General features: G+C 73.4%; 18 protein-coding genes. 7 read left to right on the plus strand and 11 right to left on the minus strand.

Going from position 1 to position 20,242, the window contains the following annotated elements; translation table 11 throughout:
• Nucleotides 1–29: 29 nt before the first annotated feature.
• The 3 genes from A5700_RS02020 to A5700_RS02030 are packed head-to-tail and all read right to left on the minus strand — an operon-like array spanning nucleotide 30 to nucleotide 4,303.
• On the minus strand, nucleotides 30–1,130 hold the full coding sequence (locus A5700_RS02020) for a cystathionine gamma-lyase (protein WP_068069070.1): 1,101 nt from the start codon (nucleotides 1,128–1,130) through the stop codon (nucleotides 30–32).
• A gap of 25 nt (nucleotides 1,131–1,155) precedes the next feature.
• Entirely contained in the window at nucleotides 1,156–3,237 is a 2,082-nt protein-coding gene (ligA, locus tag A5700_RS02025; protein WP_068069067.1) for an NAD-dependent DNA ligase LigA, read from the minus strand.
• 37 nt (nucleotides 3,238–3,274) lie between these two features.
• On the minus strand, nucleotides 3,275–4,303 hold the full coding sequence (locus A5700_RS02030) for a methionine synthase (protein WP_068069064.1): 1,029 nt from the start codon (nucleotides 4,301–4,303) through the stop codon (nucleotides 3,275–3,277).
• A gap of 98 nt (nucleotides 4,304–4,401) precedes the next feature.
• Here A5700_RS02030 and A5700_RS02035 point away from each other — a divergent pair, with 98 nt between their 5' ends.
• Nucleotides 4,402–5,046, plus strand: a complete 645-nt coding sequence (locus A5700_RS02035) for a sensor domain-containing protein (RefSeq protein ID WP_197502801.1) — start codon at nucleotides 4,402–4,404, stop codon at nucleotides 5,044–5,046.
• On the opposite strand, the gene mnmA is transcribed toward A5700_RS02035, so the two are convergent.
• The 4 genes from mnmA to A5700_RS02055 form a co-directional block, all read right to left on the minus strand.
• A complete protein-coding gene (gene mnmA / locus A5700_RS02040; RefSeq protein ID WP_068069058.1) occupies nucleotides 5,043–6,119 on the minus strand; it encodes a tRNA 2-thiouridine(34) synthase MnmA in 1,077 nt (358 codons plus the stop codon). The genes A5700_RS02035 and mnmA overlap by 4 nt on opposite strands.
• Complete coding sequence (locus A5700_RS02045; RefSeq protein ID WP_068069054.1) at nucleotides 6,116–7,318, minus strand: cysteine desulfurase family protein; 1,203 nt, start codon at nucleotides 7,316–7,318, stop codon at nucleotides 6,116–6,118. The genes mnmA and A5700_RS02045 overlap by 4 nt, the downstream gene beginning before the upstream one ends.
• A gap of 79 nt (nucleotides 7,319–7,397) precedes the next feature.
• On the minus strand, nucleotides 7,398–8,366 hold the full coding sequence (locus A5700_RS02050; RefSeq protein ID WP_068069051.1) for a 1-acyl-sn-glycerol-3-phosphate acyltransferase: 969 nt from the start codon (nucleotides 8,364–8,366) through the stop codon (nucleotides 7,398–7,400).
• A complete protein-coding gene (locus tag A5700_RS02055) occupies nucleotides 8,363–9,217 on the minus strand; it encodes a GNAT family N-acetyltransferase (RefSeq protein WP_068069049.1) in 855 nt (284 codons plus the stop codon). The genes A5700_RS02050 and A5700_RS02055 overlap by 4 nt, the downstream gene beginning before the upstream one ends.
• 222 nt (nucleotides 9,218–9,439) lie before the next feature.
• Here A5700_RS02055 and A5700_RS02060 point away from each other — a divergent pair, with 222 nt between their 5' ends.
• Both A5700_RS02060 and A5700_RS02065 read left to right on the plus strand, forming a co-directional pair.
• Nucleotides 9,440–10,930, plus strand: coding sequence for a cryptochrome/photolyase family protein (locus tag A5700_RS02060; protein WP_068069046.1), 1,491 nt, complete (start codon nucleotides 9,440–9,442; stop codon nucleotides 10,928–10,930).
• Entirely contained in the window at nucleotides 10,930–11,307 is a 378-nt protein-coding gene (locus tag A5700_RS02065; protein WP_068069043.1) for an SRPBCC family protein, read from the plus strand. The genes A5700_RS02060 and A5700_RS02065 overlap by 1 nt, the downstream gene beginning before the upstream one ends.
• Nucleotides 11,308–11,380: 73 nt before the next feature.
• On the opposite strand, the gene A5700_RS02070 is transcribed toward A5700_RS02065, so the two are convergent.
• Together A5700_RS02070 and A5700_RS02075 are read right to left on the minus strand one after the other, a co-directional pair.
• On the minus strand, nucleotides 11,381–12,337 hold the full coding sequence (locus tag A5700_RS02070; RefSeq protein ID WP_068204398.1) for an electron transfer flavoprotein subunit alpha/FixB family protein: 957 nt from the start codon (nucleotides 12,335–12,337) through the stop codon (nucleotides 11,381–11,383).
• 40 nt (nucleotides 12,338–12,377) lie between these two features.
• The gene (locus A5700_RS02075) at nucleotides 12,378–13,169 is read right to left on the minus strand and encodes an electron transfer flavoprotein subunit beta/FixA family protein (RefSeq protein WP_068069038.1); all 792 of its coding nucleotides are present in this window, start codon (nucleotides 13,167–13,169) and stop codon (nucleotides 12,378–12,380) included.
• 270 nt (nucleotides 13,170–13,439) lie between these two features.
• Here A5700_RS02075 and A5700_RS02080 point away from each other — a divergent pair, with 270 nt between their 5' ends.
• The 4 genes from A5700_RS02080 to A5700_RS02095 are packed head-to-tail and all read left to right on the plus strand — an operon-like array spanning nucleotide 13,440 to nucleotide 18,449.
• Nucleotides 13,440–14,249 (plus strand): bifunctional 2-polyprenyl-6-hydroxyphenol methylase/3-demethylubiquinol 3-O-methyltransferase UbiG, encoded by an 810-nt coding sequence (locus A5700_RS02080; RefSeq protein ID WP_068069035.1) that lies wholly within the window; start codon nucleotides 13,440–13,442, stop codon nucleotides 14,247–14,249.
• On the plus strand, nucleotides 14,246–15,826 hold the full coding sequence (locus tag A5700_RS02085) for a glycoside hydrolase family 57 protein (RefSeq protein WP_068069032.1): 1,581 nt from the start codon (nucleotides 14,246–14,248) through the stop codon (nucleotides 15,824–15,826). The genes A5700_RS02080 and A5700_RS02085 overlap by 4 nt, the downstream gene beginning before the upstream one ends.
• Nucleotides 15,827–15,839: 13 nt before the next feature.
• Nucleotides 15,840–17,084, plus strand: a complete 1,245-nt coding sequence (locus A5700_RS02090) for a glycosyltransferase family 4 protein (protein ID WP_068069122.1) — start codon at nucleotides 15,840–15,842, stop codon at nucleotides 17,082–17,084.
• 9 nt (nucleotides 17,085–17,093) lie between these two features.
• Nucleotides 17,094–18,449 carry a TIGR01777 family oxidoreductase gene (locus tag A5700_RS02095; RefSeq protein WP_068069029.1) on the plus strand — a complete coding sequence of 452 codons (1,356 nt, stop codon included), beginning with the start codon at nucleotides 17,094–17,096 and terminating at the stop codon, nucleotides 18,447–18,449.
• A 4-nt stretch (nucleotides 18,450–18,453) separates the two neighbouring features.
• On the opposite strand, the gene A5700_RS02100 is transcribed toward A5700_RS02095, so the two are convergent.
• Both A5700_RS02100 and A5700_RS02105 read right to left on the minus strand, forming a co-directional pair.
• Nucleotides 18,454–19,533: an NAD-dependent epimerase/dehydratase family protein gene (locus A5700_RS02100; protein ID WP_068069027.1), complete on the minus strand. Its 1,080-nt coding sequence runs from the start codon at nucleotides 19,531–19,533 to the stop codon at nucleotides 18,454–18,456.
• Between the two features lie 21 nt (nucleotides 19,534–19,554).
• Nucleotides 19,555–20,232, minus strand: coding sequence for a phosphodiesterase (locus tag A5700_RS02105; protein WP_068069024.1), 678 nt, complete (start codon nucleotides 20,230–20,232; stop codon nucleotides 19,555–19,557).
• Between the last annotated feature and the right edge of the window lie 10 nt (nucleotides 20,233–20,242).

Raw genomic sequence — 20,242 nt, forward strand, 5'->3', positions numbered from 1 at the left:
AAAGGCCCAGCGCCGCGCGTCGCCCGCGGTCAGGCCAGGGCACGCTCGATGTCGGCCAGCAGGTCGTCGGTATCCTCGATTCCCGTTGCGAGGCGGGCGAATCCGGCGGGAACGGCGTCGCCCCAGCGCGCCCGGCGGTCCACCGAGGTGTGGATGCCGCCGAAGCTGGTGGCCGCGACGAGCAGCTCGCTGCGCCGCACCAGCGCGTGCACCGCGGCGGCGTCGGCCAGCTCGATCGACACCAGGGCGCCGAACCGGCGCATCTGCGCCGCCGCCACCGGGTGCGCCGGATCGTCGGGCAGCCCCGGGTAACGCACGGCACGCACCGCCGGGTGCCGCGCCAGCAAAGCCGCCACGGCCGCGGCGTTCTGGCATTGCCGCTCGAACCGCAGCCCGGCCGAGCCGAGGCTGCGCAGCAGCAGCCACGCCTCGAAACCGCCGAGGATCGCGCCGGCCAGCAGCCGCTGGCGCTCGACGCCGGCGAGCGCCTCGGGAGCGCCCGCGACGTACCCGGCCAACAGATCGCTGTGCCCGGACAGCGACTTGGTGGCGCTGGCGACCACCAGGTCGGCGCCGAGGGTCAGCGGCTGCTGGCCCAGCGGCGTCGCCGCGGTGTTGTCGACGATCAACCGCGCGCCGCGGCCGTGGCAGATCGCGGCCAACCGGCGCACGTCGACCGCGTCGAGCGCCGGGTTGGTGGGGGTCTCGGCCAGCACCACGTCGGCCCGCGCGGCGGCGTCGTAGACCTGGGCGCTGGTGGCCTCGACGACCGTCACTGCGGCGGGCGCGAGGTTCTCGGCGGCATACCGGCGCACCTGGTAGTAGCCGTCGGCCGGGACCACCAACGTGGACCCGGGTGGGGCGTGGGCGCGCAGCGCCGCGGCGATGGCCGCCATGCCGGAGCCGAAGACCAGCGCGCCCGCCGCCGATTCCAGCTCGGCGAGCGCCGACTCCACCCGCAGCCACGTGGGGTTGAAGCCGCGGCCGTAACCGCCGGCGTCGGCGGCCTCGTCGTCGGACAGGTGGTAGGTCGACGCCAGCACCGCCGGCGCGGCGACGGGGTCGCCGGGCACCGCCGCGGCGCTCGACGCCTTGACCGCGCGGGTGGAATCGCCGTAGCCGCGGCTCATCGACGGCGACCCCTCGCTACCGGCGTCACTCCCCCGGACCATCCTGCGGCCCGTCGTCGAGCAGGCGCCGGAACCCGTCCTCGTCGAGCACCGGCACTCCGAGCTCGACGGCCTTGTCGTACTTGGAGCCCGGGGAATCGCCTGCGACGACGTAGTCGGTCTTCTTCGACACCGAGCCGGCGGCCTTGCCGCCGCGCGCCAGGATCGCCTCCTTGGCGTCGTCGCGGGAGAAACCGGCGAGCGAGCCGGTGACCACGACCGTCAGCCCCTCTAGCGTGCGCGGCACGCTGGAGTCGCGCTCGTCGGCCATCCGCACTCCGGCGGCCTTCCACTTGTCGACGATCGCGCGGTGCCAGTCGACGGTGAACCACTCGGTGAGCGCGGCGGCGATGGTCGGCCCCACCCCGTCGACCGCGGCCAGCCGCTCGGTGGGCGCCGCCATGATCTCGTCCAGGTCGCCGAACTCGGTGGCCAGGGCGCGCGCGGCCGTCGGGCCGACGTGGCGGATCGACAGCGCCACCAGCACCCGCCACAGGGCCACCTTCTTCGCCTTGTCCAGGTTGCCGAGCAGGCGTTTGCCGTTGGCGGACAGCGTGCCGGCCTTGGTGCGGAACAGGTCGGTGCGCAGCAGGTCGTCCTCGGTGAGGGAAAAGAGGTCGCCCTCGTCGGTGATCACCCCGGCCTTGAGCAGCGCGATGGCCGCCTCGTAGCCCAGCCCCTCGATGTCGAACGCACCGCGGCCGGCGACGTGGAACACCCGCTCGCGCAGTTGCGCCGGGCAGGACCGGGCGTTGGGGCAGCGGATGTCGGCGTCGCCCTCCTTGGCCGGCGCCAGCGTGGTCCCGCATTCGGGGCACTCGGTGGGCATGACGAACTCGCGCTCGGTGCCGTCGCGCAGGTCGACGACGGGGCCCAGGACCTCGGGGATGACGTCACCGGCCTTGCGGATCACCACGGTGTCGCCGATGAGCACGCCCTTGCGCTTGACCTCGCCGGCGTTGTGCAGGGTGGCCAGCCCGACGGTCGAGCCGGCCACCTTGACCGGCGTCATGAAGGCGAACGGCGTGACCCGCCCGGTGCGCCCGACGTTGACCCGGATGTCGAGCAGCTCGGTCTGCGCCTCCTGCGGTGGGTATTTGTAGGCGACCGCCCACCGCGGCGCGCGCGACGTGGCGCCCAGCCGGCGCTGCAGCGCGACGTCGTCGACCTTGACCACCACGCCGTCGATCTCGTGCTCGAGCTCGGAGCGGTGTTCGCCCCAGTACTGGATCCGCTCCTCGACGGCGTCCAGGCCCTGCACGCGCGCGGTCTGCGCGGCGACCGGCAGCCCCCAGGCGTGCAGCGCGGCGTACGCCTCGTGCTGGGTGGCCGGCGTGAAACCCTCGGTGCGGCCGATGCCGTGGCAGATCATGCGCAGCTTGCGCCGGGCGGTGACGGCCGGGTTCTTCTGGCGCAGCGAGCCGGCGGCGCTGTTGCGCGGGTTGGCGAACGGCGCCTTGCCGTCTTCGACGAGGCTGGCGTTGAGCGCCTCGAAATCGGCCAGCAAAAAGAACACCTCGCCGCGCACCTCCAACAGCGCGGGGACGGCGAAATCCTGGTTGGGGCGCAGCTTTTCGGGAACGTCGTCGATGGTGCGGGCGTTGAGCGTGACGTCCTCGCCGACGCGGCCGTCACCGCGGGTGGCGGCGCGTTCCAGCCGGCCGTCGCGGTACACCAGAGACAGGGCCACGCCGTCGATCTTGAGCTCGCACAGGTAGTTGGTGTCGCCGCCGATCTCGTTGACCACGCGGGTGTGCCAGGCGGCCAGCTCGTCGCGGTCGAAGACGTCGTCGAGGCTGAGCATCCGCTCGAGGTGCTGCGCCTCGGCGAACTCGGTGGCGAAGCCGGCGCCGCCGACGAGCTGGGTCGGGGAATCGGGCACGCGGAGCTCTGGGTGCCGCTCCTCGAGCGCGAGCAGCTCGTTGAACAGCGCGTCGAATTCCGCGTCCGAGACGATCGGCGCGTCCTTGATGTAGTAGCGGAACTGGTGTTCACGGACCGTCTCGGCCAGGTCCTGCCACTGCCGCCGCACCTCGGGCGCCACCGGATCAGCGTCTGCTGAGCTCACCTTCGCAGGCTATCGGAGGCCGCCGACACCCCGGCGCCTACCCGATGGCGTCCGGGTCGTCGGCGAACGCCTCGGCCGTCTTGCGGGCCAGCTCGATCGCGGTGCGCGCCCACTCGGGGGTCGCGCCGGCCAGGCCGCACGCCGGCGTCACGCCGATCCGGTCCCGCAGCGCCGCGCGGCCGAAGCCGAGGCGGTCGGTGACCGAGACCAGCGCGGCGGCCGTCTCCTCGACCGACGGGTGCCGCGGCGGGGCGGTCGAGGAGACCACGCCCAGCATCACCGTGCGCCCGGACTCGACGAACGCGGCGATGCCGTCGAGGTCGGCGGCCCGCAGCGTGCCGGCGTCCACCGACACCGCGTCAAACCCGCTGCCTTCCAATAGCTCCCACGGCAGGCCGGGCGCGCAGCTGTGCAGCATCGCCGCGGCGCCCACGCCCTGGGCGCAGGCGTCCAGTAGGGCGCCGGCCACCGCCTCGTCCAGCGCCGCCACCGGGCTGAGCGCCGTGACGCCGGTCAGCTCCCCGGCGAGCGCCCGGGGCAGCGACGGTTCGTCGAACTGGACCACCACCGGCGCCTGCAGCCGCCGGGCCAGCGCGGCGCGGTGCGCGGCCACCCCTTCGGCCAGCGACGCCGACAGGTCGCGCAGCGCGCCCGCGTCGGTGATCGCGCGGTGGCCGTTGGCCAGCTCCAGCTCGGCGGCCAGCGTGATCGGCCCCGGGGCCTGCACCTTGACCGCGCGTTCGCCGCCGCGCAGGCCGGCCACCTCCCACGCCTCCTCGAGCGCATCCATGTCCTCGTCGAGCAGGCTGACGGCCCGCCGGGTGACCGCGCCGGGACGGGCGGCGATCCGGTAACCGCGCGGCACGGTGTCGATGGCCACGTCGACCAGCAGCGCGCCGGCCCGGCCGATCGTGTCGGCACCCACCCCGCGGGCGGGCAGTTCGACGATGTGCGCGAGCGCGCCGGCCAGTTCGCCCACCACCACCTCGGCGGCCCGCCGCGGGGTGACGCCGGGCCACGAGCCGAGGCCGCTGCCGGTGGCGAAGGGACGCGCCAAAACACTCACCGGGCAACCGTATTCGACGTCACTCGGCGCGCCGGTCGGCAGGGGTGTCCGCCGGGGTCCGCGCCCGGGTAGCTTCGACGCCAGAAGGGTGCGAAACGGTGTCGCGAACGGCGAGGTGGATCGGGCCGCTGCTGGCTGTGGGGGCAGTGGCGCTGACGGCGGCGTGCACCCGGGTCGTCGACGGGTCCGCCGCGGCGCAGTTCGGCGCGACGCGCCACTCGGTGCAGGGCGTCAGCGTCGACGCGATCCTGTTGGACCAGACGCGCATGCGGGCGATCACCGGCGCCGGTGAGCACCTGAGCATCATTCCGTCGATGGACGGCACCAACCCGGTGGACATCGACGCGCTGGCCGACACCGCGCCCCGGGAGTGCCGGTTCATCTACGCCGAGACCGCCACGTTCGGCGCGGACTTCGAGCAGTTCCACAAGACCACCTATCAGGATCCGCCCGACGGCGCGTTGATCTCCGAGGGCGCCGCGGCCTACCCGAACGTCGACACCGCCCGGCACGCGTTCGCGAGCCTGGTGGGCACCGTCGAGGCCTGCGCGAACGGTTCGGGCGGCCAGCTCTACGTCGGGGACTGGAACGCCGACGCGACGTCGCTGCGGCTGCGGCCCGGCGGCTGCGGCCGCGAGTACCAGGTGCTGTCGGTGGCGCTGCTGGAGGTCACCTCGTGCGGGTTCGCGCAGTCGGTGTCCGACATCGTGATGACGAACATCGCCGCGAACGTGCCGCGCTAGCGGCCGGTGCCGCAGATGGTCGCGCTGCCCAGGACCTCGTCGCCCGCGGCGTCGGGCCGATACAGCGCCAGCGTCTGGCCCCGCGCGACGCCGCGCAGCGGCTCACGCAGCCGCACGACGAGTTCGTCGCCAACCAATTGCGCTGTCGCCGAGGCGGTTTCGCCGTGCGCCCGTACCTGCACCGCGCACTCGAAGGGGCCGGCCGGTGCCACGCCGGCGGTGAAAACCGGGCTGCTGCCGGTCAACTCGTGCACGTCGAGGTCGGCCGCCTCGCCCACCTGGACGGTCGCGGTGTCGGCGTCGATGGCCGTCACGTAGCGGGGCCGGCCGTCGGGGCCCGGGCCCGCGATGCCCAGACCCTTGCGCTGGCCGATGGTGAAGCCGTGCACGCCGTCGTGCTCGGCGAGCACGGTGCCCTGGGCGTTGACCACGGCGCCGCGGCGCACCCCGATGCGCTCGCCCAGGAAGGCCCGGGTGTTGCCCGAGGGGATGAAGCAGATGTCGTGGCTGTCCGGCTTGTCGGCGACGGCCAGGCCGCGGCGGGCGGCCTCGGCCCGGATCGCCGCCTTGGGGGTGTCACCGACCGGGAAGGCGGCGTGACGCAGCTGGTCGGCGGTCAGCACGGCCAGCACGTAGGACTGGTCCTTGTCCTCGTCGACGGCGCGGCGCAGCCGCCCGCCCGAGAGCCGGGCGTAGTGGCCGGTGGCCACCGCGTCGAAGCCGAGCGCCAGCGCCTTGGCGGACAGGGCCGAGAACTTGATGCGCTGATTGCAGCGCACGCACGGGTTGGGGGTTTCGCCGCGGGCGTAGGAGGCGACGAAGTCGTCGATGACGTCCGCGGCGAACCGCTCGGCGAAATCCCAGACGTAAAACGGGATTCCGAGCACGTCGGCGACGCGGCGCGCGTCGCCGGCATCCTCCTTCGAACAGCAGCCCCGCGAGCCGGTGCGCAGCGCGCCGGGCGCGGCCGACAGCGCCAGGTGCACGCCCACCACGTCGTGCCCGGCCTCGACCATGCGGGCGGCGGCGACCGAGGAGTCGACGCCGCCGCTCATGGCGGCCAGCACCCTCACGACGCCCCCGCCGAGGCCAGCGCGGCGCGGCGGGCGCGCTCCACCGCCGCGGGCAGCACCCGCAGCACCGCGTCCACGTCGTCGTCCACGCTGGTGTGGCCCAGCGACAGCCGCAACGAGCCGCGGGCCGCCGTCGGGTCGGCGCCCATCGCGGTCAGCACGTGCGAGGCCTGCGCGACCCCGGCCGTGCACGCCGAGCCGGTCGAACACTCGATGCCGTTGGCGTCCAACAACATCAGCAGCGCGTCGCCCTCGCACCCGCGGAAGGTGAAGTGCGCGTTGCCGGGCAGCCGCTGGGGGTACCTCCCGCTTGCGGGGGACGGGTCGCGGACGCCGTTGAGGGTGACGTCGTCGATTCGGGTCAACACGCCGTCGATCAGGCGGTCCCGCAGTACCCGCAGCCGCGCGCCGTTGGCGTCCAACCCGTCCACCGAGATCTTTGCGGCCGTGGCCATTCCGACCGCGCCCGCGACATCGGCGGTGCCCGAGCGGATGTCGCGCTCCTGCCCGCCGCCGTGCGCCAGCGGCACGCACGCCACGTCGCGGCGCAACAGCAGGGCACCCACGGCCGGCGGGCCGCCGAACTTGTGCGCGGTGACGCTCATCGCCGACAGCCCGCTGGCGCCGAAGTCGACGGGCAGCTGGCCCACCGCCTGCACGGCGTCGCTGTGCATCGGCACGCCGAATTCGGCCGCGAAGGCGGCCAGGTCGTGGACGGGCAGCACCGTGCCGACCTCGTTGTTGGCCCACATCACCGAGACCAGCGCGACGTCGTCGTGGTGCGCCAGCACGTCGCGCAGCGCCTCGGCCGACACCGAGCCGTCGGCGGCGGTGGGCAGCCAGGTCACCTCGGCGCCCTCGTGCTCGACCAGCCAGCGCACCGAGTCCAAGACGGCGTGGTGCTCCACGGCGCTGCTGACGATGCGCCGGTGTCGCGGCTCGGCGTCGCGGCGGGCCCAGTAGATGCCCTTGACGGCCAGGTTGTCGCTCTCGGTCCCGCCCGCGGTGAAGATGACCTCCGACGGCCGCGCCCCCAGCCGGTCGGCGATCAGCTCCCGGGACTCCTCGACCCGTCGCCGCGCCGCCCGGCCGCTGGTGTGCAGCGACGAGGCGTTGCCGACGCTGCGGAACACGGCCGTCATCGCCTCGACGGCGGCGGCGTGCATCGGGGTGGTGGCGGCGTGATCCAGGTAGGCCATGACGCGCCCCAGAATACCGGCTCGGCCCGGCGGCGCTGCAGGCCGCAAGCCTCGGCGGGCCGGGCGGCGCAACCGGGGGTCAGGCGACGAGCGCGTGCCCGTGACCGGCCCGCGGCGACGGGCCGACCCCGACGGCCGACTGGCACCGGCCGGCCAGGGCGCGCCGGTCGACCCCCGGCAGCTGCAGCGACTCGACGTGCACCCGGGCCCGGGTGCGCCGGACGGTCAGCAACCGGCCGATCGACCGCGGCAGCGTCTCGTCGCCGACGAAGGCCGGGACGGTCGACAGGCTGCCGTCGACGTGGTGATAGGTCAGGCGCAGCGGCTGCACCGGCCGGCCGGCGTCGATCGCCGCCTGGAACATCGCCGGGTAGAAGGCGCCCCGGCCGGTGTGGAACTGCCCGCCTCCTCCTCCGGCCGGTGCCCGCCCGGAATCGTCACCGGGCGGGTGGAACTGCCCGCCTCCTCCTCCGGCCGGTGCCCGCCCGGAATCGCCACCGGGCGGGTGGAACTGCCCGGGCCGGCCGCACCACGTCGTGCCCTCCGGGAACGCCACCACCGTCTGCCCGGCCCGCAACCGCCGTGCGACGGCGGCGACGACGTCCGGCAGCCGCCGCAGGCTGGCCCGCTCGATCGGGATGACCTTCAGGATGCGGGCCACGATCCCGGTCGCCGGGCCGGTGAACATGTCGGCGCGGGCGACAAACGACCCCGGCAGCACGGCGCCGATGGCGAACACGTCCAGCCACGACATGTGCGGGCTGACCACCAGCACCCCGCGCAGGTTACGAATCGGGTTGCCGGACACCGTGATTCGCACGCCCAGGCAGCGCAGCACCAGCCGGCAGTAGATCCGTTGCACGCGGGTGCGGCCCGGCAGCGGGACGGCCAGCAACGGCAGCCCCGGCGCCAGGATCAGGGCGAGCATGATGCGCAGCGTCACGCGCAGCACCACCACCGGCCGCCACTCGGCGGTCGCGTCGCCGACGCTCACGCACCCGGCGTTGCACGAGGCCCGCGGCAGCCAGGGGTGCGCGGTGGTGGTCATCGGTCGCCGCCGGCCACGTTCGAGGCGGCCGACACCGAGCGGAGGCGCCGCAGGTACCGGGTGTCGGCGTGCTGCTTGTCCAGCAGGACGCAGAAGTCCCCGACACCGAAGTCCGGGTCGTGCGCCGGCTCGCCGCAGGCCTTGGCGCCCAGCCGCAGGTAGCCGCGCAGCAGCGCCGGGACCGATGGCCGCGCCGGCGCGGGGATGTCGTCGAGGGCCGTGCCGTCGAGCACCACCGGCCGGTGCGGCCGCACCCGGTGCTGCGCCGGGGCGGCGTGGCGGCTCAGGATGAAGTCGCGGACGCCGCGCAGCTCGCTGCCGGGCGGCGGGCCCTTCGGGTCCGCGCCGCCGATGGGCACCGACACGCAGCCGGTCACGTAGTCGTAGCCGTAGCGATCGAGGTAGGCCAGGATGCCCGCCCACATCAGCAGGACGACGCCGCCGTTGCGGTGCCCGTCGCGCACCACCGCCCGTCCCATCTCCACCAGCGAGGGCCGCAGCGGGTCGAACGCGCGGATGTCGAATTCGGTCGCGGTGTAGAGCCCGCCGGCCGCGATGGCGCCCGCCGGCGCCAGCATGCGGTAACAACCGACCAGCTCGCCGGTGTCGTCGTCGCGGACCAGCAGGTGGTCGCAGAACTCGTCGAAGCGGTCGATGTCGCGCCGCAGGCCGTCGGCGTCCGGCAGCGCGAAGCCGGGCGTGCTGGTGAAGACGTCGTAGCGCAGCCGCTGGGCCGCCTCGATCATGCTGGGGTCGGTGGAGAGCAGGAGCGAGTAGCGCGGCGCGGCGGCCGAGCTGGTCATCGCGCCGTCTGGTGTGTCGCTGGGTATGAGGACCGAAGCAATGCTCATGGAACCCAACGTCGCGCAAGCGGTGAGCGAGTCGGCATCGCCGCTGTGACGTGTCGGTGCACGTCAGATGACGAACTGTGCGCGAAAAGGTCATGCCCTCCCCCGATGCGACGCAGCTCACACGGGCTGCGTCGGGGCCGGGTGAACGGCGCGTGGCGCGGTCCCGCGGTTGAGCGCGGACGGCGCCGGGTAGCACGTGCTAGTGAGCAGTCGGATTTCCCCATGACCCCGTCGAGCGCGGACACGCGCCGGTGGTGCTTCGCCGACCAGCTCGGCCCGCACTTTTTGGACCTCCCCGACCAGCCGGTGTTGCTCGTCGAGTCCCGCGCGGTGTTCGGGCGCCGCCGATTCCACCGCCGCAAGGCCCACCTGGTGCTGTCCGCGCTGCGCCACCGCGCCGCCGAACTGGGCGAGCAGGCGCAGTTCCTGCAAACTCGCACCTACGCAGAGGCGCTGGAGCGGGTGCGGGACCCGCTGAGCGTGTGCCAGCCCACCACCTGGGCGGCCGACGCATTCGTGCGGTCCAGGCCGCAGCTCGAGGTGTTGCCCGCGCGCGGCTTCTGCACCGACCGCGCGGACTTCGACGGGTGGGCCAAGCGGCAGCGCACGTTGCTGCTGGAGAACTTCTACCGCGACGCGCGGCGCCGGTTCGACCTGCTGATGGACGGCGACCAGCCGGCGGGCGGGCGGTGGAACTTCGACGCCGACAACCGGGAGCCGGCGCCCAAGCACGCCACCGCGCTGGGCGTGCCCCCGCCCTGGCGGCCCGACGAGGACGAGATCGACGAGCAGGTCCGCGCGGACCTGGACCGCTGGGAGCGCGACGGCGACGCCTCGTTCGTCGGCCGCGACGGCCCGCGGGAATTCCCCGTGACCGCCGCCGAGGCACAGGCCGCGCTGCGGGTGTTCGTGCGGGATCGGTTGCCGCACTTCGGCCCCCACGAGGACGCGATGCTCGCCGGCGACCGGGTGATGGCGCACAGCCTGCTCTCGGCGCCGATGAACCTCGGCCTGCTCGACCCGCTGGACTGCGCGTACGCGGCCGAGGACGCCTACCGCGCGGGGCAAGCCCCGCTGGGCAGCGTCGAGGGCTACATCCGCCAGCTGATCGGGTGGCGCGATTACATCTGGCACGTCTACTGGCATTTCGGCCCGGACTACCGGCGCCGCAACGCGCTGCGGGCGCGCGCGGAGCTGCCGGACTGGTTCGCCGATCTGGACGCCGACGCCGTCGAGGCGCGCTGCCTGCGCGACGTGCTCGGCCAGGTGCGCGATCACGGCTGGGTGCACCACATCCCGCGGCTGATGGTGCTGTCCAACTACGCGCTGCAGCGGGGCTGGCACCCCGCCGCCGTCACCGACTGGTTCCACCGCTGCTTCGTCGACGGCTACGAGTGGGTGATGGTCGCCAACGTGGTGGGCATGTCGCAGCACGCCGACGGCGGGCTGATGGCGACCAAGCCGTACGCCGCGGGCGGCGCCTACATCAACCGCATGAGTGACTACTGCGGGCGCTGCGCGTACCGCCCGACCGAGCGGGTCGGCGAGCGTGCCTGCCCCTTCACCGGCGGCTACTGGGCGTTTTTGAACCGCAACAAGAACCAGCTGGAGGGGAACCGGCGCATGACCCAACCACTGGCGGGCCTCAAGCGGCTCCGCGACCTCGACGACGTCGTCGAACAGCAGCGGCGGCTCGGGCAGGCCGCGCCGTGATGCTGACCGTCGACAGGGATATCGCGGCCGCCCCGGCCGCGGTGTGGCGGCTGCTGGTCGACCTGGACGCCTGGCCGAAGTGGGGCCCGACGATCAGCGGCGGGCGGCTCGACGCGCCGTACACGGAGCTGGGCCCGCACGTCACGGGGACGGTGCAGACGTCGCTGCTGGTCTCGGTGCCGTTCGTTGTCACCGAGTTCGAGGCCGGCCGGTCCTGGGCGTGGCGGGTGGCCGGCGTCCCCGCCACCCGGCACCGGGTGGAACCGCGGGGCGACGGGGCGCGGGCGTTCATGGACGTGCCGTGGTGGGCGGCGCCGTACGCCACGGTCTGCGCGATCGCGCTGCGCCGCATCGACGCGATGCTGACCGGCGGCTGACGCCGCCCGGCTCCGGGCCCGGTGACGCGAAAGGCCCCCGGCGCGTGCCGGGGGCCTTCAGCGTCGAGCGAGGTCAGCCCTTGCGCTGCTTGATCGCGTCGGTCAGCTGTGGGGCGACCTTGAACAGGTCGCCCACCACGCCGTAGTCGGCGATCTCGAAGATCGGCGCCTCCTCGTCCTTGTTCACGGCGACGATGGTCTTCGAGGTCTGCATGCCGGCGCGGTGCTGAATGGCGCCCGAGATGCCCAGCGCGATGTAGAGCTGCGGCGACACCGTCTTGCCCGTCTGGCCCACCTGGAACTGGCCCGGGTAGTAGCCGGAGTCCACCGCGGCGCGCGAGGCGCCGACCGCGGCGCCCAGCGAGTCGGCCAGCTCCTCGACCACGTGGAAGTTGTCGGCGCTGCCCACGCCGCGACCGCCGGAGACCACGATGGTGGCCTCGGTCAGTTCCGGGCGGTCACCGGCGACCGCGGGCTCGCGGGCCGTCACCTTGGTGGCGTTCTCGGCGGGCGCCGGGACCTCGACGGTGACCTGCTCGCCGGCGCCGGCCTGCGGCTCGGCGTCGATGGCTCCGGCGCGCACGGTGATCACCGGGGTGTCGCCGTTGGCCTGCGCCTCCACGGTGTACGCGCCACCGAAGATGGAGTAGGTGGCCTTGTTGTCTTCCTTGACGTCGACGACGTCGACCAGCAGGCCGGAGCCGATCCGGGCGGCGAGCCGGCCGGCGATCTCCTTGCCGTCGGCGTTGGCCGACAGGATCACCCCGGCGGGCGAGTTGGACTCGGCCAGCGAGGCCAGCACGTCCACTACGGGGGTGATCAGGTACTTGTCGACGTCGTCGGACTCGGCGATGTAGATCTTGGCGGCGCCCGCCTCCTTGAGGCCGTCGATCAGCGGCGCGGCGGTGCCCGGGGCGCCCACCACGACGGCGGCCGGCTCGCCCAGCGCGCGGGCGGCGGTGATCAACTCGGAGGTGACCTTCTTCAGGGCGCCTTCTGCGTGCTCGACGAGCACCAATACTTCAGCCATGGGTTGTTTCGCTCTTCTCGTGTGTGCGGAGGGGTCCGTGCTAGATGATCTTCTGGCCGACCAGGTACTTGGCGATGTCGTTGCCGCCCTCACCCTCGTCGGTGACCTTCTCACCCGCGGTCTTGGGCGGCTTCGGGGTCGACGACAGCACGGTCGACCCGGCGTTCTCCAGCCCGACCTCGTCGGCCTCGACCCCGATGTCGGCGAGGGTCAGCACCGTGACCTCTTTCTTCTTGGCGGCCATGATGCCCTTGAAGGACGGGAAGCGCGGCTCGTTGATCTTCTCGGTGACGCTCACCACCGCCGGCAGCGTGGCTTCGAGGGTGAACACGCCCTCGTCGGTCTCGCGCTCACCGGTGACCTTGTCGCCCTCGATCGACAGCTTGCGCACGTGGGTGAGCTGCGGAAGGCCCAGGTACTCGGCGATGACCGCGGGAACCGCGCCGCCGGAGCCGTCGGTGGCCTCGTTGCCGGCGATGACCAGCTCGGTGCCCTCGATGGTGCCCAGCGCGCGGGCCAGCGCCCAGCCGGTCTGGATGACGTCGGAACCGTGCAGGCCGTCGTCCTTGAGGTGGACGGCCTTGTCGGCGCCCATGGACAGCGCCTTGCGGATCGCCTCGGTGGCGCGCTCGGGACCCGCGGTGAGCACGGTCACCGAGCCCTCGCCGCCCTCGCGCTCGCGGATCTGCAGCGCCTCTTCCACGGCGCGCTCGTTGATCTCGTCCAGGACCGCGTCGGCGGCCTCGCGGTCCAGCGTGTAATCGCCGTCAGACAGCTTTCGCTCCGACCAGGTGTCCGGGACCTGCTTGATCAGGACCACGATGTTCGTCATGAGTGTGGTTCGTCCTCCTCGAAGGGGGCTCGCAGCAATCGACTGCGAACCTCGGTACGCATTTTCGCCACGCACGGCCGTGTTACTACCCGGTAACTTTGTGCGCTCTGCTTTCACACCATAGCTGAGCGCTCACGCCGAAATTCTTGTCCCCCGCACGTGAGAACCGCTCCGACCTCCCGGTCCCCCGCGCGCGCGTCGTGACGCCGGGCGACCGCGGGGCGGCATCGCGGTTCGCGAATCCGACACTTCGCGTTAGCCTGCTCACCAATGAGCGCAATGGTTCCCGACGTTCCCCCCGGCTCCGCGGCGCCGGGCACCGATGCGGTGTTGACGCTGACGGGTGAGCGCACCATTCCGGGGTTGGCCATCGAAAACTACTGGTTCCGCCGGCACGAGGTGGTCTACCAGCGCCTGGCCCAGCGCTGCGCGGGCGCCGAGGTGCTCGAGGCCGGGTGTGGCGAGGGCTACGGCGCCGACCTGATCGCGGGCGTCGCCCGCCGCGTCGTCGCGGTGGACTACGACGACGCCGCGGTGGCCCACGTGCGCAGCCGTTACCCGCGGGTCGAGGTCATGCAGGCCAACCTGGCCGAGCTGCCGCTGCCCGACGCGTCGGTCGACGTCGTGGTGAACTTCCAGGTCATCGAGCACCTGTGGGACCAGGGGCAGTTCGTCGCCGAATGCGCGCGGGTGCTGCGTCCCGGCGGCCTGCTGCTGATGTCGACGCCCAACCGGGTGACGTTCTCCCCCGGCCGCGACACTCCGATCAACCCCTTCCACACCCGCGAACTCAACGCCCGCGAGCTGACCGAACTGCTGGCCGACGGCGGCTTCGCCGACATCGCGGTCAGCGGCTTGTTCCACGGCCCGCGGCTGCGCGCGATGGACGCCCGGCACGGCGGCTCCATCATCGACGCGCAGATCCAGCAGGCATTGGCCGCCGACGCCGGGGCGCCGTGGCCGCCGGAACTGGCCGCCGACGTCGCCGCGGTGACCGTCGACGACTTCGAGCTCGTCGGGGCGCACGACCGGGACATCGACGGCAGCCTGGACCTGATCGCCATCGCGGTGCGGCCGTGACCGCGGACCGCGTGCCCGGCCTGTTCACGCTGGTGCTGCACACCCACCTGCCGTGGCTGGCGCACCACGGGCGCTGGCCGGTCGGCGAGGAATGGCTGTACCAGTCCTGGGCCGCGGCCTACCTGCCGCTGATGCGGGTGCTCAACACGCTGGCCGACGAGGACCGCCGGGGGGTGGTGACGCTGGGCGTCACGCCCGTGGTCAACGCCCAGCTCGACGACCCGTATTGCCTGGACGGCATGCACCACTGGCTGGCCAACTGGCGGCTGCGGGCCTTGGAAGCGCAGACAGCGGCCGCCGGCGTGCGCGCGATCGCGGCGTCGAAGTCGGCGAGCTACCCATCCTGCACCCCGGAAGCGTTGCGCGCGTTGGGGATTCGCGAGGGGGCCGAGGCGGACCGGTCGCTGGACGAATTCGCCACGCTGTGGCGGCATGGCGGCAGCCCGCTGCTGCGCCGGCTGATCGACGCCGGCACCGTCGAGTTGCTCGGCGGCCCGCTGGCCCATCCGTTCCAGCCGCTGCTGGCGCCGCGGCTGCGCGAGTTCGCGCTGCGCGAGGGCCTGGCCGACGCCCAAGCGCGCCTGGGGACGCGCCCGGGCGGCATCTGGGCGCCCGAATGCGCCTACGCGCCCGGGCTGGAACACGACTACGCCGGCGCGGGCGTCACCCACTTCATGGTCGACGGCCCGTCGCTGCACGGTGACACCGCCCTGGGCCGCCCCGTCGGCGACAGCGACGTGATCGCGTTCGGGCGCGACCTGCAGGTCAGCTACCGGGTCTGGTCGCCCAAGTCCGGCTACCCCGGCCACGCCGCGTACCGCGACTTCCACACCTACGACCACCTCACCGGCCTCAAGCCCGCCCGGGTGACCGGCCGACACGTGCCCTCCGACGGCAAGGCCCCCTACGATCCGGCCCGCGCGGACCACGCCGTCGACGCCCACGTCGCCGATTTCGTCGAGGTCGTGCGCAACCGGCTGCGGTCGGAATCCGAGCGGATCGGCCGGCCGGCCCACGTCGTCGCCGCCTTCGACACCGAGCTGTTCGGCCACTGGTGGTACGAGGGCCCGACCTGGCTGCAGCGGGTCCTGCGCGCCCTGCCCGAGGCCGGGGTGCGCGTCGGCACCCTCAACGACGCGATCTCCGCGGGGTTCGTCGGTGACCCGGTCGCCCTGCCGCCCAGCTCCTGGGGTTCGGGCAAGGACTGGCAGGTGTGGGCGGGTGACCAGGTGGCCGATCTGGTCCAGCTCAACACCGAGGTGGTCGAGACCGCGCTGAGCACGGTCGACAAGGCGCTGTCGCAGACGTCCGGCGGCCCCGCACCGCGGGACCCCGTCGCCGACCAGATCCTGCGCGAAACCCTGCTGACGGTATCCAGCGACTGGCCGTTCATGGTGAGCAAGGACTCGGCGGCCGACTACGCGCGCTACCGCGCCCACCTGCACGCCCACGCCGCCCGGGAGATCGCCGGCGCGCTCGCGTCCGGCCGCCGCGACGCCGCCCAGCGGCTGGCCGAGGGCTGGAATCGCGCCGACGGCCTGTTCGGGGCCCTCGACGCGCGCAGGCTGCCCCGATGAGGTGGGCCGGCGCGTGAAGATCCTGATGGTGTCCTGGGAGTACCCGCCGGTCGTCATCGGCGGCCTCGGGCGCCACGTGCACCACCTGTCGACCGCGCTGGCCGCGGCCGGGCACGAGGTGGTCGTGCTGTCGCGGCGACCCACCGGCACCGACCCCAGCACCCATCCCGGCACCGACGAGGTCGTCGACGGCGTCCGGGTGATTGCGGCCGCGCACGACCCCCACGAATTCAGCTTCGGTGACGACATGATGGCGTGGACGCTGGCGATGGGGCACTCCATGGTGCGAGCCGGGTTGGCGGTGAAGAAGCGCGGCCACAGCCGGCCCTGGCGCCCCGACGTGGTGCACGCGCACGACTGGCTGGTGGCCCACCCCGCGGTCGCGCTCGCCCAATTCTTCGATGTACCACTGGTTTCCACGATTCACGCCACCGAGGCCGGCCGGCATTCCGGCTGGGTCGTCGGCGCGATCAGCCGTCAGGTGCACGCGGTCGAGTCGTGGCTGGTGCGCGAATCCGATTCGCTGATCACGTGTTCGGCGTCCATGGCTGACGAGATCAGCGAGCTGTTCGGACCCGGGCTCGCCGCGATCACGGTGATCCGCAATGGGATCGACGCGGCTCGCTGGCCGTTCGCGCCGCGCCGCCCGCGCCGCGGCCCGGCCGAACTCCTCTATCTGGGGCGGCTGGAGTACGAGAAGGGCGTGCACGAGGCCATCGCCGCGTTGGCCCGGGTCCGGCGTACCCACCCCGGCACCACGTTGACCATCGCCGGGGAGGGCACCCAGCAGGCCTGGCTGGCGGAGCAGGCGCGAAAACACCGGGTACTCAAGGCGACTCACTTCGCCGGGCACCTCGAACACGCCGAGCTGCTGGCGGTGTTGCACCGGGCCGACGCCGCGGTGCTGCCCAGCCACTACGAGCCGTTCGGGATCGTCGCACTGGAGGCCGCCGCGGCCGGTGCCCCGCTGGTGACGTCGAACATCGGCGGGCTGGGCGAGGCGGTGCTGCACGGGCGCACCGGGATGTCGTGCCCCCCGCGCGACGTGGCCGCGCTGGCCGACGCGATCCGCACGGTGCTCGACGACCCGGCGGCCGCGCAGCGGCGGGCCCGCGCCGCCCGCGAGCGGCTGACGTCGGCCTTCGACTGGCACACGGTGGCCACCGAAACCGCGCAGGTCTACGTCGCGGCCAAGCGCGGCGAACGGCAGCCGCAGGCCCGGCAGCCCATCGTGGAACACGCGCTGCCGAACCGCTAACCTGCCGGGGTGGGGCTGGAATTCTCGAGCGTCGTCGACGCTCCGATCACCGACGTCTTCGACTGGCACGCCAGGCCGGGCGCGTTCACGCGGCTGTCGCCGCCGTGGCAGCCCATGCGGCTGGTCTCCGAGGCCACGTCGCTGCGGGACGGTCGCGCCACGCTCGCGCTGCCCGGCGGGCTGCGCTGGGTGGCCGAGCATCAGCCGGACGACTACGACCCGCCCCGCCGGTTCGTCGACGCCATCGGCGGTGACCAGCTGGCGGCGCTGCCTGCCCGAAAGGCGTTGCGCTGGAGGCACGTTCACGACTTCGCTGACCTCGGCGACGGGCGCACCCGGGTGATCGACCGGGTGGACACGTCGGTACCGGGGGCGTTGCTGCGGCCCATGTTCGTGTATCGGCACCGCCAACTGGCCGACGACCTGGCCGCGCACCGGCGGGCCGCCGAGCGGGGGCTGCCGCCGCTGACCGTCGCCGTGACCGGGTCGTCGGGGCTGGTCGGGGCCGCGCTGACGGCGTTTTTACGCACCGGCGGCCACCGGGTGATCGCCCTGGTCCGGCGCCCCGCGCGGGGGGCCGACGAGCGGCAGTGGGATCCGCGCGATCCGGACCCGGGGTTGTTCGACGGGGTTGACGCGGTGATCCACCTGGCCGGCGCCTCGATCGCCGGCCGGTTCACCGACGAGCACCGCGAGGCGATCCGGGACAGCCGGATCGGGCCGACCCGCCGGCTGGCCGAACTGCTGGGCCGCGCCGGGACCAAACCCGCGGTGCTGGTGTCGGCGTCGGCGATCGGTTTCTACGGCTACGACCGCGGCGACGAAACGCTCACCGAGGACAGCGCGCGCGGCGACGGGTTCCTGGCCGACGTGGTGCACGACTGGGAGGCCGCGACGGCGCCGGCCGAGCAGGCCGGCGTCCGGGTGGTGCGGGTGCGCACCGGCATTGTGCAATCCCCGCAGGGCGGCACGCTGAAGCTGCTGCGGCCGCTGTTCAGCGCGGGGCTGGGCGGCCGGCTCGGCAGCGGCCGGCAGTGGCTGTCCTGGATCGGACTCGACGACCTCGTCGACGTCTACCACCGCGGCCTGTGGGACACCGACTTGTCCGGATCGGTCAACGCCGTTGCGCCGCAACCGGTTCGCAACAGCGACTACACCGCCGTCCTGGCGCGGGTGCTGCGCCGTCCCGCGGTGCTGCCGGTGCCCGCGCTGGGGCCCCGGTTGCTCTTGGGCGCGCAGGGCGCTCGCGAATTGGCCTGCGCCAGTCAGCGCGTCAGCCCGGCCAAGCTCGCGGCCGCCGACCACCGGTTCCGCCAGCCCGGCCTCGAGGAGGCGCTGCGGCATCTGCTCGGCCGGGTTCGCTGAGCGCTCAGGGCACCGGGCGCACCGTCAGCGGCCCCTTGCGGACGTCGCGGGTCAGGGCGGCCACAAACGACCGCGGGCTCAGCACCGGGCTGGGCGTTCCCGCTTCCCGCCAGAAACCCTCGAGGAAGTCGGACAGGGCCGCGGCGGAATCCCACCGCGGCGCCCAGCCGAGTTCCGCGCGGGCCCGGTCGGTGGCCAGCAGCGGCAGCGTGAACGCCATGTCCAGCCAGCCGCGGTCGATCGGCTGCAGCCTGGCCCGCCACGACGCGTCGACCAGCAGGCCCAGCAGCTTCGAGGGCACGTGCACCGGTCGCGCCTGCAAGGCCCGCGCCAGGCCGTCACGGGTCAGCGGCGGTTCGGCCGCGAGGTTGAACGGCCCGAGCGCGCACCGCTCGATCGCCGCGACGCACGCGGCGGCGACGTCGTCGGCGTGCACGATGGACACCGCGAGCGAGCGGTCCAGCGGCAGCACCGGCAGCGCGCGCACCAGTCGGGGATCCAGGTAGGCGGGCAGGGTGTAGCGGCGCAGGCCGGCGGCGGCGTCGCGCTGCAGGATGAAGCCCGGCCGCATCCTGGTGATGCCGACGCCCTCGGGATTGCGCCGCTCGTAGTCGTCGAGCAGGTTCTCCACGGTCGCCTTGGCCCTGCTGTAGGGCGAGGAGCTCACGCCGGTGGTGGACCACGACTCGTCGACCCGCTGCCCGTACCGCCCCGGCGCGTAGCTGCCGACCGACGACATGTGCACCAGCTGACGGACTTTCGCGTCGTGCGCGGCGCTCAGCACGGCCGTGCTGCCGCCGATGCCCACCGCGTCGAGGTAGCGCACGTTGCGGGTGGGTTGGAACCCCCAAGCCAGGTGCACCACGCACGCGGCGCCGCTGAACAGGTCGCGCAGCGCGATCTGTACCCCGGGATCGGCGAGGTCGAGCTGATGCCAGTCGACCGACCGGTACGAGCCCTGCTGCGGGGGTTTGCGACGGGTGACCCCGACGATGTCGTACTCGCCGCCGCGTTCGGCGAGCGTGCGCAGCAGCGCGGTGCCCACGTTGCCGCTGGCTCCGGTGATGACTATCCGCTTGGCCATGTCGGCCCCTCCTCGTCGCGATCAGGTTTCTTCGGCGTCGCGGCCGTCGCGGCTGCGCCGGTACGCGCGGCCCCGCAGGTCCGCCAGCCATTGCGGGTGCAGCCCCGTGCCCGGTGCCGTGTTGGCGACCGGATCGAACGACACGTCGTCCGCCGAGTCGATGACGCCGGTCAGCGTCAGCCGCGCCAGCGGTGTGAAAGACCCTGCGCCGCAGGCTTGGTCGATATCGACGTCGATGGTGCCGCGCTCCAGCCGGCCGCGGATCGCGTCCAGGGACAGCCCGGCGCCGTCCGTGTCGCCGTCGGTGCGGGCCCGCAGCCACCAGTTGTCACCCCGGTAGTGCACGGGCATCAGCGTGGTCAGCGTCTGCGAGTTCCACGACGTCGCCGGCCGCAGCGCGACGGCGCGGGCCAGCACGCCCGAACCCGCCGAGACCAGCAGGACGTCCCACGGCGTGCCGGCGTCGCCGGCGGGCACGCGGACCGCCAGGCCGAGGAAATCGGGCAGCGCCCCGGGCGTGCCGGTGGCCTTGGACACGCGGGCGATGACGTCTGACGACGGCAGCGGCAGCCCCTGGTGCGGCGGCGCCACGCGCTCCAGGACGCCCTCGGCCAGCACGCCGTCGGGATGGAAGAACCGTTTGCCCCGCAGGGCCGAACCCCACTGGAACGGCAGCGCGGCAAGCTCGAAAAGATTCACTGGCCGCGAA

It is taken from the genome of Mycobacterium sp. E1214 (assembly GCF_001666755.1).
In the GTDB taxonomy this organism is placed as follows: Bacteria; Actinomycetota; Actinomycetes; order Mycobacteriales; family Mycobacteriaceae; genus Mycobacterium.

What these genes read in the sequence shown, in the direction of transcription:
- A5700_RS02100 (WP_068069027.1), bottom strand. Translation starts at nt 19,533, where the DNA reads ATGGCCAAGCGGATAGTCATCACCGGAGCCAGCGGCAACGTGGGCACC.
- A5700_RS02050 (WP_068069051.1), bottom strand. Translation starts at nt 8,366, where the DNA reads ATGACCACCACCGCGCACCCCTGGCTGCCGCGGGCCTCGTGCAACGCC.
- A5700_RS02080 (WP_068069035.1), top strand. Translation starts at nt 13,440, where the DNA reads ATGAGCGCAATGGTTCCCGACGTTCCCCCCGGCTCCGCGGCGCCGGGC.
- A5700_RS02075 (WP_068069038.1), bottom strand. Translation starts at nt 13,169, where the DNA reads ATGACGAACATCGTGGTCCTGATCAAGCAGGTCCCGGACACCTGGTCG.
- A5700_RS02020 (WP_068069070.1), bottom strand. Translation starts at nt 1,130, where the DNA reads ATGAGCCGCGGCTACGGCGATTCCACCCGCGCGGTCAAGGCGTCGAGC.
- A5700_RS02045 (WP_068069054.1), bottom strand. Translation starts at nt 7,318, where the DNA reads ATGGCCTACCTGGATCACGCCGCCACCACCCCGATGCACGCCGCCGCC.
- A5700_RS02070 (WP_068204398.1), bottom strand. Translation starts at nt 12,337, where the DNA reads ATGGCTGAAGTATTGGTGCTCGTCGAGCACGCAGAAGGCGCCCTGAAG.
- A5700_RS02065 (WP_068069043.1), top strand. Translation starts at nt 10,930, where the DNA reads ATGCTGACCGTCGACAGGGATATCGCGGCCGCCCCGGCCGCGGTGTGG.
- A5700_RS02060 (WP_068069046.1), top strand. Translation starts at nt 9,440, where the DNA reads ATGACCCCGTCGAGCGCGGACACGCGCCGGTGGTGCTTCGCCGACCAG.
- A5700_RS02055 (WP_068069049.1), bottom strand. Translation starts at nt 9,217, where the DNA reads ATGAGCATTGCTTCGGTCCTCATACCCAGCGACACACCAGACGGCGCG.